General features: G+C 40.3%; 13 protein-coding genes. 10 read left to right on the forward strand and 3 right to left on the reverse strand.

All coding sequences use genetic code 11. The features are described 5' to 3' along the window. Positions 1 to 206 precede the first annotated feature (206 nt). Positions 207 to 803, reverse strand: coding sequence for a prolyl-tRNA synthetase associated domain-containing protein (locus tag FN001_RS05765; RefSeq protein WP_142411114.1), 597 nt, complete (start codon positions 801 to 803; stop codon positions 207 to 209). A 154-nt stretch (positions 804 to 957) separates the two neighbouring features. On the opposite strand from FN001_RS05765, the gene rlmD reads away from it, so the two are divergent. The 10 genes from rlmD to FN001_RS05815 all read left to right on the forward strand — a co-directional run bounded on the left by rlmD (position 958) and on the right by FN001_RS05815 (position 12,687). After that, complete coding sequence (rlmD, locus tag FN001_RS05770) at positions 958 to 2,256, forward strand: 23S rRNA (uracil(1939)-C(5))-methyltransferase RlmD (RefSeq protein ID WP_243121941.1); 1,299 nt, start codon at positions 958 to 960, stop codon at positions 2,254 to 2,256. A 197-nt stretch (positions 2,257 to 2,453) separates the two neighbouring features. Continuing rightward, positions 2,454 to 3,041 carry a DUF6037 family protein gene (locus FN001_RS05775; protein WP_118297882.1) on the forward strand — a complete coding sequence of 196 codons (588 nt, stop codon included), beginning with the start codon at positions 2,454 to 2,456 and terminating at the stop codon, positions 3,039 to 3,041. Between the two features lie 42 nt (positions 3,042 to 3,083). Then, the gene (locus FN001_RS05780) at positions 3,084 to 3,920 is read left to right on the forward strand and encodes a hypothetical protein (RefSeq protein ID WP_142411115.1); all 837 of its coding nucleotides are present in this window, start codon (positions 3,084 to 3,086) and stop codon (positions 3,918 to 3,920) included. Positions 3,921 to 4,594: 674 nt separating this feature from the next. Further along, a complete protein-coding gene (locus tag FN001_RS05785; protein WP_142411116.1) occupies positions 4,595 to 6,718 on the forward strand; it encodes a penicillin-binding transpeptidase domain-containing protein in 2,124 nt (707 codons plus the stop codon). After that, entirely contained in the window at positions 6,666 to 7,907 is a 1,242-nt protein-coding gene (locus FN001_RS05790) for a DUF6070 family protein (RefSeq protein WP_142411117.1), read from the forward strand. The genes FN001_RS05785 and FN001_RS05790 overlap by 53 nt, the downstream gene beginning before the upstream one ends. Next, complete coding sequence (locus FN001_RS05795) at positions 7,907 to 9,181, forward strand: DUF6070 family protein (protein ID WP_142411118.1); 1,275 nt, start codon at positions 7,907 to 7,909, stop codon at positions 9,179 to 9,181. Before FN001_RS05790 ends, FN001_RS05795 begins: the two co-directional genes overlap by 1 nt. Before the next feature lie 4 nt (positions 9,182 to 9,185). Then, complete coding sequence (locus FN001_RS05800; protein ID WP_142411119.1) at positions 9,186 to 10,451, forward strand: DUF6070 family protein; 1,266 nt, start codon at positions 9,186 to 9,188, stop codon at positions 10,449 to 10,451. Positions 10,452 to 10,510: 59 nt separating this feature from the next. Beyond that, positions 10,511 to 10,951, forward strand: a complete 441-nt coding sequence (locus FN001_RS05805) for a hypothetical protein (protein ID WP_118322191.1) — start codon at positions 10,511 to 10,513, stop codon at positions 10,949 to 10,951. A 16-nt stretch (positions 10,952 to 10,967) separates the two neighbouring features. Further along, the gene (locus FN001_RS05810; RefSeq protein WP_142411120.1) at positions 10,968 to 12,194 is read left to right on the forward strand and encodes a hypothetical protein; all 1,227 of its coding nucleotides are present in this window, start codon (positions 10,968 to 10,970) and stop codon (positions 12,192 to 12,194) included. A gap of 52 nt (positions 12,195 to 12,246) precedes the next feature. Beyond that, complete coding sequence (locus tag FN001_RS05815) at positions 12,247 to 12,687, forward strand: hypothetical protein (protein ID WP_118720315.1); 441 nt, start codon at positions 12,247 to 12,249, stop codon at positions 12,685 to 12,687. A gap of 95 nt (positions 12,688 to 12,782) precedes the next feature. Here the strand turns inward: FN001_RS05815 and FN001_RS05820 are convergent, their stop codons facing one another. Both FN001_RS05820 and FN001_RS05825 read right to left on the reverse strand, forming a co-directional pair. Beyond that, entirely contained in the window at positions 12,783 to 14,579 is a 1,797-nt protein-coding gene (locus FN001_RS05820) for a BlaR1 family beta-lactam sensor/signal transducer (protein WP_142411121.1), read from the reverse strand. A 1-nt stretch (position 14,580) separates the two neighbouring features. Further along, on the reverse strand, positions 14,581 to 14,967 hold the full coding sequence (locus FN001_RS05825) for a BlaI/MecI/CopY family transcriptional regulator (protein ID WP_118297738.1): 387 nt from the start codon (positions 14,965 to 14,967) through the stop codon (positions 14,581 to 14,583). Positions 14,968 to 15,187: the final 220 nt, after the last annotated feature.

A 15,187-nucleotide genomic window follows, 5' to 3' on the forward strand; every position in this document is an offset into this window, starting at 1 on the left:
TCTGACCTGCAACTTCCGTTTTTGGCGGACAGGCAGTTAGGACAAAGATTCTGCCGGGCAAGAGAAATCTCCCATACATGGGAAAGTACCGCGAGTCCGGCGGAAAGTCTGAGAATAGCGTTCAGCAAAAGGATATAGGATAAAGAATAAAGGAAAAAGAAGAGCAGGAACAAGACTTTTTGAGGAGCCATGTTCCTGTTCTTCTTTTACTCTTCCCAAGGAAGATCCACGATCGTCGGTTCATGGTGAACGGCCGGGAGAAATTTTTCGAGAATATCGGATGTTTTGATCTTCAGGCTGCTGGTGTTGATGCATGGATGGCAGCCGAAAGATTCGTCCTTTAAGACATCGGAGTCGATCAGAAGTTTTACATGATCTTCCGGATCGTTCATAAGCCCCATCACACTGACAGAACCGGGAGTCAGCTTTAAATATTCCTTCATGTGATCATCATCTGCGAAGGAGAGCCGTGCGGAGCCGATCTGCTTTGAGAGGACTTTTGTCTTGAATTTCTTGTGGCCCGGCATCAGAAGAAGATAAAATTTTGTCTTCTGTGCATTGCAGAGAAAGAGATTCTTGCAGATGTGGATCCCGAGGATCTCGTCAACACCGTTGCAGGCATCGATCGTGAATGCGGCTTCGTGGTCGACGCGGGTGTAGGGGATATTCAAGGAGTCGAGAAGATCGTAAGTGCGGATCTCTGTCTCAAGACGTCCGGAACAATCTTTCGGACGGCCTGTCTCGGCGACAGGGGATGGAGTGGAAGCTGGCTGAGCAGTGTCGTGATTGCATGTGTTTTCCATGAGTGTATGTCCTTTCTGTCTAAACTTATGTAAAATCATGTAGAATAATTCGGGGAAAAAAGATATACTTTATGTGATATTATAATCAGATGGATTGGGAGAATCAAGGGGAAGCCGGATAAAAGATAGAAAAAGAGAATGGAGAAAACAAGAGATGGAAAATAGAGAAAACCGGGATAAGAAGATGAAGAAAATGAGTGAAAAGAAAGAGTGGACAAACGGTAACGGAAGAACAAACCGGAAATCCGGAGAAATGCTGAATACCCGGGCACGGGGAGACCAGAATAGCGGGAAATCGGGGAAAAAGAACTCTCTCTGTCCGCATTTTAAATCCTGCGGCGGGTGTCAGTATCTGGACATGCCGTATGAGAAGCAGCTAGAGCACAAAAAGAAAGAGGTTGCAGACCTTCTCCGCCCGTTCTGCAAGGTCGAGACGATCATCGGCATGGATGATCCGTTCCATTACAGAAATAAGGTTCATGCGGTGATGGCGAGAGACCGGAAAGGCAGGATCATTTCCGGAGTCTACAAAGAGGGAACCCACACGGTTCTGCCGGTAGAAACATGTCTGATCGAGAATAAAAAGGCGGATGAGATCATCGGAACGATCCGGGAACTGCTTCCGTCGTTCAAGATGAAGGTATTTGATGAGGACACCGGATATGGCTTCCTCCGCCATGTTCTGGTGCGAACAGCCCATGCGACAGGGGAGATCATGGTGGTCCTGATCACGGCATCGCCGGTGTTCCCTTCGAAGAATAACTTTGTGAAAGCGCTGAGAAAAGTCCATCCGGAGATCACGACCGTGGTCCAGAATGTAAACGACCGAAACACCAGCATGGTGCTCGGAGAGAAAGAGCACGTCCTCTACGGACCGGGATTTATCGTGGATGTTCTCTGCGGGAAAAAATTCCGGATCTCCTCAAAATCCTTCTATCAGATCAATCCGGTCCAGACGGAGAAACTCTATAATCTGGCGATCGAGGCAGCAGGCCTTACCGGAAAAGAGATGGTCGTTGACGCTTACTGTGGGATCGGAACGATCGGGATCGTTGCGGCATCAGCGGCAAAAGAAGTGATCGGCGTTGAGTTAAATAAGGACGCTGTCCGGGATGCAGTCACAAACGCGAAGGTAAACGGTGAGAAAAATATCCGTTTTTACAACAACGATGCCGGAAAATTCATGGTCCAGATGGCATCCCAGAATGCCCACGCTGACGTCGTCTTCATGGACCCGCCAAGAAGCGGAAGCACCGAAGAATTCATGGACGCCGTCGCGATCTTAAACCCGGACCGCGTCGTGTACGTCTCCTGCAATCCGGAGACGCTGGCGAGAGACTTAGCGTATTTTAAGAAGAAAGGATATCGGGCGGAGAAGGCCTGGGCGGTGGATCAGTTCCCGATGACCGGGCATGTTGAAACAGTCTGCCTTCTGTCGAGAAAAGCCCAGTAAATCAAAGGTTTCTGCGATTTTGAAAGAAAAATGGATGTGTGTTTCTGTTTCCGTAGAGTGATGATATAACTGGAGGTTTACCCCAGGGGATATGCTTTGTGAAATGGGAGATATACATTTTGGCGAAAGGATACTTTTTCGCAAAAGTGATATAAGGAAATCAATATTGGTAGAAGAACGAAGGTGATTGGATGAAAATGTTTGAATTTACAGGATTGAAAACCCTGCATAAAGACATGATGAAAAAGGGAGAAGAGAGAGCAACATTTCCATTTGAGTTTAATGGAAAAACTTTTAGTTGTATTTTCTTGACGGATATAATTCCATACCGCCTGTATTTGACAACTTTAGGATTATATCCGGTGGTATTTGAATTGGAAATAGAGAAAGGGTATAAAGCCAAATGTTTTATTGATGATTATAAAAAATTGGTAGATTATCTTGAAATAAAATATGATCCAACACATAAATTTGTTCCACTTGATTTTTTTGAAGCGTTAAACAAAAGAATTCCTGAAGAATTTACGATGCGCCCAGATTATAAAGATACATTAAAAATTGCTTCTAAAAGAAGGAAAATCGAAGAAGAAGCCAAGGTATATTTTTGTGGTTGGAGAAGGAACGCAGAGGGGAAGAATGTACGAGAGAAAAATCTTGAAAAAACGAGAAGTGCATTTGGAGATGCAAAGGCAGAAATGTGTAAAAGAAAAAATATTAGTTCCTGTTGGACAGATCGTGCCTGTGAAGAAGAATTGAAAAAATTGAATGATATAATTACAATGTGATTTAGAAAAGATATACATTTTTGCGGTTTTGGAGGCAATAGGATGACTACAGAGTTATTAGAGATAATGCAAAAAGATATAAAACGATGTGAAGAAGCGCAAGATTCAAATGAAGGTACGCATCGTTTGTACCAAGCATTGATTGCAAAATATAATGGAATATTTGAAGGTTTTGAAAAGGACATACCAACCTCTGGAAAGGCGGCTTTTGGAGGTGGAGAGTTTAACTATAGACCAGAATTGAATGCAATTAAAGAAAAATTAGAGCTACTCATTGTGACAGATAATGACAAAGATCCTCTGTTTAATTTTAAAGTTATGTATGAGGATGATTTGGAGTCGTTGAAAAAAGCTATTTCTGATTCTGAAAATAGAGAGACGCCGGAATCAGCAAAGTTGCAGTTGTATAAAGATGTGACTGCGAAGTATCATCCGTATATACCTAAACTTAGTGACGGGTTGTACGAATATATTCAGGCATATGCATTTTATGATGATGTTTCTGGAGAATCGTTATTTCATAATCTTAAGCAAGTATACAATAAAATGCTATCTTTTAAAGCGTTGGGGTATCCTTCACTGAAAGAAGCAATTCCTCAGAGTGCCCCAATGGTACAGATAACAAATACAAATGAAAATAAAGTTGATATTAATATTTCCTTTAGTGATGTAAGAAAAGAAATTGAGAATATGTCTGCGTTGCCGGATGCTGAAATAGAGGAAATCTTGAGTAAAATTAACGAATTAGAAAAAATCGTTAAATCTCCAGACCGTAAATCAAAAAAGTGGGAAAATGCAAAAGGAATTGTTAAATGGATCGCTGATAAAGGCGTTGATGTAGGAATTACATTGTTACCGCTGTTATTGCAGATTAAGTAGGTATGCATAGGAACATAGCGTGAGGAGTGCTGTAAACAGGGGATTAAACCGTTACCCCACTTTGAAAACCCATTGCATACTTTTGCTGTGCAGTATAAAAGCAAAGTTCAGGGGAATATTGAAACGGTTTGTCTGCTTTCAAAGAAACCTTGATTTTCTGCGGTTTGTGGGATATTAAGGAGCAAAAATGGATGTGTATTTTGTAGCCTTATGAATGAACCATTTGAATATCATAGCAGAGGGGTATTTTGAGACTTTGCTGAATAATAGGCTTTTGCTAAAAGGTATCACTTTTGTGAAAATGTATGATACCTCCTGGCAGGAGCCTTTTTTTATAAAGATAACTTGACTTATAAATCTTACTGATGTAATATTTACACAAGTGCAGAAGGATTGAGAACGAAATTTTTTCGCTGCGAAATCTTACGCATGTAATAAAAAGAGAGGAGGAATGCATAGTACGATATATGATATACCCAACAAAGAGAAATTTTTTTTATCTCAAAATCTTACGAATGTAATATTTTGAGGATATAGCGTACATTGAAAATAAATATGACCATTTCGACTATCGTCTCAATGGAGATACTCGTCAAATGGCATTTCATGCAAGCATGAATGCCGCTTGACTTGTTATTTACCATATCAGCAAAGCAAAATGAATGGAGGTCAATATGAAGAAAGGAAAAAGCAGAAACAAGCGAAAGAAAACAAGAAGCAGGCTCCTATGGATTGCGATTGCTGTTATAGGAATAGCTGCGGTAATTTCTGCAGTATGCGTGGCAGGAATGTTGGCAACAAAGGAAAATGCCTGGAGGACACCGGAAGAACTTCTGGTGGAGTACATGGATCATATTCCAAAACAGAAGTATGAAGAAATGTATGCGATGCTACATATTGAGGCATCGGGGAATGTCAGTCAGGAGGATTTTGTAACTCGAAATTCAGCTATTTATGAAGGTATAGAAGTCCAGAATATGGCTGTTCAGATTATTGCATATGATGAGGAGCAAATGGCGGTAACCTACCAGACTTCTTTTGATACAGTTGCAGGAACTATCAGCTTTGAGAATGAAGCACTCTTCCTAAAGGGCGAAGATGGATATAAGTTGGTTTGGGATGATTCCATGATTTTTCCGAATCTGACTTCTACAGATAAAGTAAGAGTTTCCACTACACAGGCAGTAAGAGGAGAAATTCTGGATAGAAACGGACGTGTCCTTGCAGGAAAAGGTATAGCTTCTTCGGTTGGAATCGTTCCAGGCAAGTTGGAAAACAGAGAGGAAGCAATCGCACAGATTGCAGAACTGTTGGAAACAACTCCGGAAGCAATAGAAAAGAAACTATCAGTACAGTGGCTAAAGGATGATTCCTTTGTGCCGATAAAAACCGTTCCGAGGGTTGAAGAAATCGAGTTGATGAAGATTGAACCGGACGAAGAGGTGCTGAAAGAAAAGGAAAGACATGAAAAGTTGCTGGAAATTCCCGGAGTGATGATATCTGATGTTGAAGTGCGTGAATACCCATTAGGGGAAGCTGCTGCACATTTGGTCGGGTATGTTCAAAGCGTTACTGCGGAAGATTTAGAGGAACATGCAGGAGAAGGCTATACAGCCAATAGTGTAATCGGCAGAAGCGGAATGGAGGGATTATTTGAGAGTGAGTTGAAAGGACAGAACGGTTGCAGAATTTGCATTGTAAACTCGGAAGGCAAAGAGAAGGAGGAACTTGCTTGGATGCTGGTGCAACATGGGCAGGACATCCAGCTTACGATAGATGCTGATTTGCAGGTTTCCTTGTATGAACAGTTTAGGGAAGATAAAAGCTGCTCGGTAGCCATGAATCCTTATACCGGAGAAGTATTGGCTTTGGTCAGCACACCGTCATATGACAATAACGATTTTATTATGGGATTGTCCAGTGAACAGTGGACTGCGCTTAACGAGGATGAGAATAAGCCAATGTATAATCGGTTCCGGCAAGTGTGGTGTCCGGGGTCTACATTCAAGCCAATTACCGCTGCGGTCGGCTTGGAATCAGGGGCAATCGATCCAATGGAAGATTACGGGAACGTAGGCTTAAGCTGGCAAAAGGATGCATCGTGGGGTTCTTATCATGTAACAACACTCCATGCATATGAACCAGTCATTTTAGAGAATGCCTTGATTTATTCCGATAATATTTATTTTGCAAAGGCAGCATTAAAGATTGGCTCAGAAGAGATGGAGAGTTCTTTGACTGGACTTGGTTTTAATGAGGAACTGCCATTTGAGATTAAGATGGCAGAGTCGCAGTATTCTAATTCGGAGGGAATTGAAACAGAAATACAGTTAGCCGATAGTGGTTACGGTCAAGGGCAGGTTTTAGTGAATCCATTACATATGGCATGTATCTATTCTGCTTTCTGTAATGAGGGAAATGTCATAAAGCCTTATTTGGGATATAAGAATGAAATCGCAGCTGAGTATTGGATTCCGGGTGCCTTTTCTAATGAGACAGCAAGCCGTGTATTGGAAGGAACAAAGAAGGTTGTGAATGATTCTAATGGAACTGGATATGCAGCCCATCGGGATGACATTCTTTTAGCAGGAAAAACAGGTACGGCAGAAATCAAGGCATCGAAGGATGATACTTCGGGTACGGAATTAGGATGGTTTGCAATTTTTACAGCAGAAGATACGGTAGAACGTCCTATATTGATTATCAGCATGGTAGAAGATGTGAAAGGAAGAGGAGGAAGTGGATATGTTGTTAAGAAAGACAGCCTGGTTCTGGAAGAGTGGTTTAGCAGTAATTAGTTTTGTACTGATGCTTAGTGTTTCGGGGTGCAGCGATGCACCCCCGGAAGAAGATACAGTTTCGGAAACAGTAATTGATATTCAGACTATTCCAGAAGATTCTAAGGAGAACGCAGAAGAAATTATAAACATCTGTATAGATCTTTATAAGAAGGCAGCAGAGGAAAACAAGATAGCTGATTTGGAAACGATTCGTAGTATTGTAAATTGCCTTGGAGAAAATGGATATCCGGCTGTTGACAGCAGAAATCAAATTAACATGACGGACCCAGAGAAGGTAGTGGAATTCTGCGAAAAGGTGGATGCACAGGAAGAAGCAGAAATAACAATTCTTGAAGTCAGTTATTTAGGCGGATTTGTAAAATACGATTTACACACAAAAGACGGAAATGTAGATGTGGTCAGAAGCTATTACAAGTACGAAAATGGAGATATACAAAGAGAGGTTACTGGAAGCTATCAGGCGGAGTATTGGAATTATACAGAAGAAGGTTACCTGATGTTTTCCGGTGTCTGGTTTTCAGAAGAATTGTATGTTCTTACGTTGAGTGGGGCAGAGGAGCATACCGCATTACGAGTACAGCCATTGGATGAAACATATAGGGTGTTGAGTCGGAAATACCTTCGCCCAATCAGCTTTGAACAGAATAATATGTTCATTGTAGATTGGAGCGAGGATGATTTTGGAGATTTGAATTTCTATGATATGTATGACATTCTTTATCCAAAAGTAAACGGTCAGTATGTTCCTTATGCTGCTGATGACAACTTATCAGTCAGTGCAGTTTATCAGATTCCAAAAGAGGAATTTGAAAGTGTTATTATGAAATATTTCAATATTGACAGTGAAACGCTGCAATCAAAAACCGTCTATTATTCGGAGAATTCAACTTATGAATATAAGCCGAGAGGCTTCGAAGAAGTAGAGTACCCGGAATATCCAAATTCAGAGGTAGTCGGTTTTTCAGAAAACAGCGATGGGACAATTACACTTACAGCTAATGTAGTATTCCCTTATGCAGGTGATTCCAAGGTATATGCTCATGAGGTTGTGGTCCGCCCGTTAGAGGACGGAGGAGTACAATATGTATCTAACCGAATTATACCATCTGAAGACAACTACAGAGAAACTTGGCATACGCCACGGTTGACGTTGGAAGAATGGGAAGAATTGTACGGAGGCGAATAATGGAAGATGTAAAATGGCTGCTTAGAAGATGTGGACTTCCGATTTTGCTGCTGTTGTTTTTCGTGATAGCAGGAGTGTTCTGTTGGGGAAAACAGCATGCAGAAAAGCAAAAGGTGGCAGAAGAAGTATGGGAGTCACCTGTAGAAATCGAAAATAGCGAAGCAGGAACAGAAGAAGCCGAGAATGCGGAAACTTCTACAGAGTCAGCATATTGGTTCATTCCGCAAGCCAGCGATGACCTCCTTTCAGAAGAGGAGAAGGAGCAGTTGCAGAGTACGGTTTTGTCAGCAGCAGAATCGGTCAGAGAAATCTATAAGGATATTGTAATTGCAGATGCACCAAGCTACTCTTCCGGTATTAATGAATTTACCCACGAGCAGAGGAAAGCCGTGGTGGAACAATTGGGCAGAAGCGGTTTGGTAAGTGTTGAAGAAGATACTGCCATGCAAAACCATGAAGTAATCGAAACATTTTATGCAGATTACTTGGATGGACGGGACTCGATGGTTACGGTATTTGAAGTATATAGAGATGGACTGATTGGAGCAGTTACCTTCATTTATCGGAAAGGTGAGCTGCAGACCTATTACATAGGAATTCGGTGGAAGGAAGGCGGTATACCAGAGATACAGGGAACTTCGGTAAGTAATGTGGCTGAGATTAAACTGACCGAAAAAGGATATTTTATCTACGCATATGAATATGTGATTGCACATGCAAGTTTGAGACAGTATTGGAGAATAGAACCGCTTCCGGAAGACTGCCAGGAACTGACGGAGAAATACATATCAGGACTAAGCTATGTGAATTACAATGTGCTTGTCACAAACTGGAACAGTAGCAATGTAGAGGATATTTTGATGCCTTGCATGTATGAAGATATCTATCGGATTTATACAGGCGAAAATCTGAAGACACAGGGATGGGAAATTCCGGCAGAGGAGTATGAAAAAATAATGACTACCTATTTCCCGGTGTCTGTGGAGCAGTTGAGAGAACATTGTAGATACAACGCAGACCACAACAGTTATGAATATGAAATGATTTATGCCAGCCCATACCCACCTTTTGGAGAGGTGGTTGACTATACAAAAAATGCGGATGGAACGATTACACTTATCGTAGATGGAGTATGGCCAGATTATAATTCTGATCTCGCTTTTCGGAATACGGTTGTGGTTCTGCCATTTGAAGACGGAACTTTCAGATACCTTTCCAATTCTATAGAACAAATTGAGTTGGAACTGCCGCCGATAGCAAGAAAGAAAGGATGATATTATGGCATTAAAGAAAAAAAGCATTCTGCTGATTATGGCATTTCTGATTGGATGCGACCTGTGTGCCTGTGGAAAAGAAGATAGCGTTGTGGGTGAATCTCTTGTGGAAGATACGGAAGAAGTATCTTCCACGGAGGAAACAAAAAGTGCCGAGGAAGATGCTGCAGAACAATGGGAAAAGGGCTACGACCTTCCAGTAGATGAACAGGAAAGGGAAGAAGCTGAGACTGACTGTAAAAAGCTGATGGAACATTATCTTGATATTTATGAAACTGCAGATAAAGGGATAGCATCCAATGTTGTTTTGGATGATCAAACGGTTCTTGAAATGCAGAAGAAGGTAAAGGACGCAGGATATCCAATTGCTACGATGGTAACGTATTCTAACATGGGGAATTATGAAAGTGTCGATAGTTTTCTTAAAGAATGTATGGAAGGGCAAAGCGGTTCTGTAGTAATTTATGAAATCCACAACGATGGTGGACTGGGCAGAATGAAATTCATTTTTGATGGAACGGATATGTATGTTGTAAGTACAAGAGGAATCTGGAATGCTGACAACGAGCCGGGAATTTCGTACATTTCATATACGAGACTCAAGGAATGGAAATACACGGAAAAAGGATGGTTCTGCTATGAGTTGTGTGTGCCAGAGCCACCGGAAGTCAGTGAAATTGTGGATGGAAGCTGCCTGATTAGAATAAAACCTATGACAGAGGAACAGCGTGAAATGTCTGAACGTTGTGTTCGAGGTCTTGGATATCAGGGAAATAACCTTTTGTGTTCAAACTGGAATATAGAAAATCTGAATGAGTTGGATTATAACGGGATGTTTGAATATCTGTATGGAATGAAATATGGAGAAAAATTTAATTCCGAAGATTATCCAAATGGTATCCCAAAAGAAGAATTCGAAAGTCTGATTATGGAATATCTTCCGATAACAGCAGAGCAGATACGGGATTACGCAGTATTTGATGAGGAAAACCAGACCTATTATTGGGTGCGACTTGGATGCTTTAATTATGCGCCTACCTTCTTTGGGACATCTCTGCCGGAGGTTGTCGATATCAAAGAAAATGAGGATGGGACGGTTACGTTAACGGTGGAGGCAGTTTGCGACATGGTCATTTGCGATGATGCAGTCATTACCCATGAACTTACGGTAAGATTTGCAGAGGATGGCAGTTTTCAGTATTTGGGGAATGAAATCCTAAATGACGGAATTATGCAGATACCCGATTACCAATACCGGATTAAAGAATGATTTGATAATAATGGTGTTCTATGGTAATCTTACAGGTGTAAGAAAAGGAAGGAGGACACATGAAGAAATTAAAATTAGTTGGAATATTGGCAGCAGTTGTATTGATAGGCGGAGTAATATCCATTTCATTCATAAATAATAACATTGCCTATAAAGTGGAAAAGGAATTATGTGAAACACCACTGCCAGAGAAAACGGAACTGATAGAGTCAATATCACGGGCAGGGAAGCTGACAGGTAACGGAAACGGGATGCAATATTTTGGTGCGATTCTAATTCAGAGCGAGTTGTCCTTGAAAGAACTGGATGATTACTATTCGGATCACAGAAGCAATGAATGGGAGTATCTTGTGGAAATTCAGGAAGGACAGTCTATTGATGTGATTGACCACGAAACTCTGAATTTTGGGAAAGAAATAAATGACGCCGGATATTACATTGTATATTCATGGGAAAGCGAAAATTCTCTATTGAAAGAACTGGATATACGAGGACATTAAAAAGGGGGCTATATCAATGAAAAAATTTATGCTATGTATTATGGGCTTGCTCATTGCACTGTTTGTAGTATTTTGGTGTTGCATTTCGTATACGGTAAATTACAAGAAGATAACTTGCGATACATCCGTTTCACCAGATAAAAAATATGAAGTGATACTTCAAGCTGTTGGAGAACCGGAATGGCCTTTTGGTTCAGCAAGTGGACGGTTAGTCCTTAAAGAAGGCGAAGATAAGATATCGCAAACAGATTTTGAATTGAACAATGACGGTGCAAGCATCAGTAGCAGCTGTTGGAAGGTTACCTGGCATGAGGATTATGTAGAAATAATTCTATCAGGTGAAGAACAATTTGATGAACAAGTCATTTTATATTTCGATGGTACGAAAGAAATACAGCAATTGACAGATGTAGCAGATATTGAAGTAGAATATCCATCAGGAGAGAGATTAGATGAAAGCCGGGTTATAACTGAACAATCCTTTGATGTAGAATTGAATGATTGGGGTGAAGTACAGTTTGTATCTTATCTGCCGACTTATGAAACGCTCTGGGAAGATGTTTCATTTGTGCTGGCAAAAGACAATCAAATTATATATTATTTTCCGGAGTGTTATGAAAATAATAGTACAGAGAATGATAGTGTAGGAATGTTTGATAGTGTTGAAGCGATTGGATTTCAGGATATAGATGGAGATGGTGCAAAGGATGTGATTGTCATCATAAACTATGTTACAGGAGCAGGACCGCAGGGAATGATGCCACGAAAGACCATTAGAATATTCAGTTCACAGGATAATGGTTTTGTCATTCAACACGATTTAATGGATGAATTAATGGAAAATATGAAAGAGGATGATATTTCTATTCCTGCGATCTGTGATTATGTGACATTAATGGAAACAAATGAAATATATGATGGATATCGTACTATATATCAACAATACTTCGCAGACGAAGGATGTGATTTTATGATATCATACGGTGCGAATGGAAATTCTAGAGTTATCTTAAATGAGAATGAGGAAATAATAGAATATCTTGTATATGACAGACTTTCGGAGAATGAAAAATGCGAATTATATGTTTTATACAGAAGTAAGAAAAACACAGATGGTTCATGGTATATCTCAGAGGCGGAGATCCTTGATATATTTGCATATAGTATGTCTACAAAAGATGTGGTCAGTAGTGGTAAAACATCATGGTCAGCGACTGGAAGTGAAGAACATGAAATAAATTAAGATAAGCTTTTGATTTTAATTCGATTATCTACATGTGGAGTGAGGTGTTTTTATGAGAAAGTTTGTTAGAACGTATTCTCCATTTTTAGTATATTTTGTATGTGTGGCTTTGGCTTATTTTCTTTGTTTTTATTTATTTCCCAAATATAATGCGGCCTTAGCCTATTTGGGTTTTTTAATTATATATACATATATTGATATTGGGGTTTTTATTTTAGGTTTTTTTATGGGAAAAATCATTGTCAAACGCAGCATTGACATTAGCTTTTTGCTGTGCCTAATATATGCATTAATTTCTTTCGGGTTGATGCTCTTGATAGGTTCTCTGAAATACGTTTTTTATGATTATATGTATAGTAACTTTACGTTTACATTTTCAATCTTCATTGAATCATTAGGTGATAGAGATAGTTTGTTTGTTTCAATTGGGACATTGATATCTTTTTTTATTGGAGAAATTGTAGAATACATCAATAATAAATCTAATTCTTGACGTATAGAACTGGATAGTTGAAACGCTTTTATGCATAAAGTGAAAATAAAAAAACGGGCAAAGGATTATACGACTATGACCTTTACCCGATATTTTTATTTCCAGATATTCATGTCTGACAAGATAGACATGGTTATTTCAGTTGCGTTGCCTCCGGTAGCATCGCTGTCTGCACCAATGTTGGTAGCAAAAAAGTATGTATTATCTGCAGTTTCAATATAGCCGATAAACCATCCGTTCACATCCTGGCCATCCACACGGCCGGTTCCTGTCTTTCCGTAGAATGTTCTGGCATCGGAAGAAGAAAGACAGATGGCATCTTTTACTGCATTGATGTTTTCAGGGGCGAAGCCAAGGCTGTTATTCTGCAGCCTGGTTAGAAGTTCGACCTGCTCTATTGGGGAAATCTTCAAGGAAGATTCCATCCAATAAGTGGAGAAATCACCGCTCATGTTTTCGTTACCATATCCGATTTCTTGAATATAGCTGTAAACGTCAGAGGCTCCAAGCTGTTCATCCAATGTCTGGAAATACCAGTTCACGGAGGAGTTCATTGCAGACTGTAAGGTCTGATCCGCATTCCATGCTTCAAAAGGATAGCTTTCTCCATTCCACGCAATAAAGGAGTTTTCTGGTGTAATGACACCTTCTTCCAAACCGAACAAGGCATCATATATTTTGTAAGTGGAGTTTGGTGCAACCCGCAGGGTGGCATGCTCCTTGTCGTGTATGCTCCATTCATCATTTTTCAAATCGTATAAAACAAAGCTACCTTCGTATTCTCCGAAGTATGTGGAGAGGTCTACATAGGAAACATTCTCAGAAGAGGAATCCCATTGGTACTGGCTTCCGTCTGCTGCGTATGTAGAAATAAAAGGTGCGAATCCAAGGAGAAGAACAGCAGTCAGCACAAATGCAGTCATACCTTTTATTCTTTTCATAAATGTTGGCTTCTCAAAAGAGGCAATGTTGATAATTCTCCGTTTCATCTGATCCATGTTTCCACCAAGACCGGCAGCAAACGGAAAAGGAGTAAGTGAAACTTTCTCTGCAAAGTTAATCAGTGTATTGCCATAATCTTCGTAAGCATCCTCTTCAAGCATTTTCAAAACGGAAGTGTCACAGGCAACCTCTCTGTCATTACGCATTTCTTTCAGAGCGTACCAGACAAGAGGATTGAACCAATATACTACCCCAGCAAGATTCATCAGATAACTGGCAACAGCATCTTTGTGCTTATAGTGCTGCAGTTCGTGCAACAGCATATATCGCATATCGGATTCGTTGTAATCAGAGATCAGATGAATCGGCAGATAAATACATGGTTTCAAAAGTCCCACAATAATCGGGGATTTCAAAAATGCAGTACTGTAAACAGGGATATTTCTGTGAATTCCCATTTCCTCCAAACATCGATGATATAGTCTGCGTACTTCCGGGTTCTGAAGGGGAAGTCCAGATTTCTCCAAATTGCGTAGGCGGAGTGAGGATTTGATTACTAATATGATCATTGCAAAAATGCCTATAATCCATATCCCCAATAATATGTATCCGGCAATGGATGGTGTTTCGCTATTTACAGAAAGTGCGAAATCATTCATCCAGTCTGTATTTCCGACCGGATGAATTCCCACAGCTTCTCCCATAGCGGTTGCAGTGCCGGAAGCAGGGGAGCTTCTTAAGCTACCAAGCCACGAGAAGATTTGTGGAAATCCGATGAGACGGAACGGTATAAAGGGAACTGCCAGCAACCCAAGGAGCAGGAACCACAGATTATACTGCATCCGGCTGGACAGGTTGTTTTTGAATATCCGCTTGGCTATCAAAAGAATTCCGATGATACCGCTGATAAATACATTGCATATTAAAAAGCGTATCATAAAATTAGCCACGTTAATTTCCTCCTTTTTTTGACCTCTTGGAAAGAAGGGAACGTAGGGTGTCTATTTCTGTTTCAGACAGTCTGTCATTTTCTATATAGGCAGACAGCATGGCAGTGATATCCCCGTCATAGTATCGTTCCAGAAAAGAGTTGCTTTCCTGGTCGATGTATTCGCTTTCTTTCACGACTGGGGTATAAACAAACACTCGGCTCTGTTTTTCATAAGTCAGAACGCCTTTTGTTACGAGACGTTTGATTAAAGTCTGTATCGTCTTAGGACTCCAGCTTGTGGTCTGTAATAATTTATCTGTTATTTCATTGGTACTGATTGGCGCATGTTTCCATACGATTTTCATAACTTCAAATTCAGCTTCAGAAATCTGTGGTAAATCGCTCATTTCAAATCCCTCCTTAAATCTTACGGATGTAATAAATATATTATAGACGTTATTTATGTGGTTGTCAATTTCAGAAAAAACATATTGACTTGAAATCTTACTTGCGTAATAATTGAAATATTACAAGAGTAAGATTTATAAAAGGCAACAAAAAGAAAAGAACCAGAATCACAACGGATTAGCTGGTTCCTCTACTCGTTTGAATTACCTCTTTTATGTA

The organism is Clostridium sp. Marseille-P7770 (assembly GCF_902143525.1).
Classification (GTDB): Bacteria; Bacillota; Clostridia; order Lachnospirales; family Lachnospiraceae; genus Pilosibacter.

Excerpts from the sequence above, each read along its gene's own strand:
- FN001_RS05765 (WP_142411114.1), bottom strand. The coding sequence starts at position 803 with ATGGAAAACACATGCAATCACGACACTGCTCAGCCAGCTTCCACTCCA.
- rlmD (WP_243121941.1), top strand. The coding sequence starts at position 958 with ATGGAAAATAGAGAAAACCGGGATAAGAAGATGAAGAAAATGAGTGAA.
- FN001_RS05775 (WP_118297882.1), top strand. The coding sequence starts at position 2,454 with ATGTTTGAATTTACAGGATTGAAAACCCTGCATAAAGACATGATGAAA.
- FN001_RS05780 (WP_142411115.1), top strand. The coding sequence starts at position 3,084 with ATGACTACAGAGTTATTAGAGATAATGCAAAAAGATATAAAACGATGT.
- FN001_RS05785 (WP_142411116.1), top strand. The coding sequence starts at position 4,595 with ATGAAGAAAGGAAAAAGCAGAAACAAGCGAAAGAAAACAAGAAGCAGG.
- FN001_RS05790 (WP_142411117.1), top strand. The coding sequence starts at position 6,666 with ATGTTGTTAAGAAAGACAGCCTGGTTCTGGAAGAGTGGTTTAGCAGTA.
- FN001_RS05795 (WP_142411118.1), top strand. The coding sequence starts at position 7,907 with ATGGAAGATGTAAAATGGCTGCTTAGAAGATGTGGACTTCCGATTTTG.
- FN001_RS05800 (WP_142411119.1), top strand. The coding sequence starts at position 9,186 with ATGGCATTAAAGAAAAAAAGCATTCTGCTGATTATGGCATTTCTGATT.
- FN001_RS05805 (WP_118322191.1), top strand. The coding sequence starts at position 10,511 with ATGAAGAAATTAAAATTAGTTGGAATATTGGCAGCAGTTGTATTGATA.
- FN001_RS05810 (WP_142411120.1), top strand. The coding sequence starts at position 10,968 with ATGAAAAAATTTATGCTATGTATTATGGGCTTGCTCATTGCACTGTTT.
- FN001_RS05815 (WP_118720315.1), top strand. The coding sequence starts at position 12,247 with ATGAGAAAGTTTGTTAGAACGTATTCTCCATTTTTAGTATATTTTGTA.
- FN001_RS05825 (WP_118297738.1), bottom strand. The coding sequence starts at position 14,967 with ATGAGCGATTTACCACAGATTTCTGAAGCTGAATTTGAAGTTATGAAA.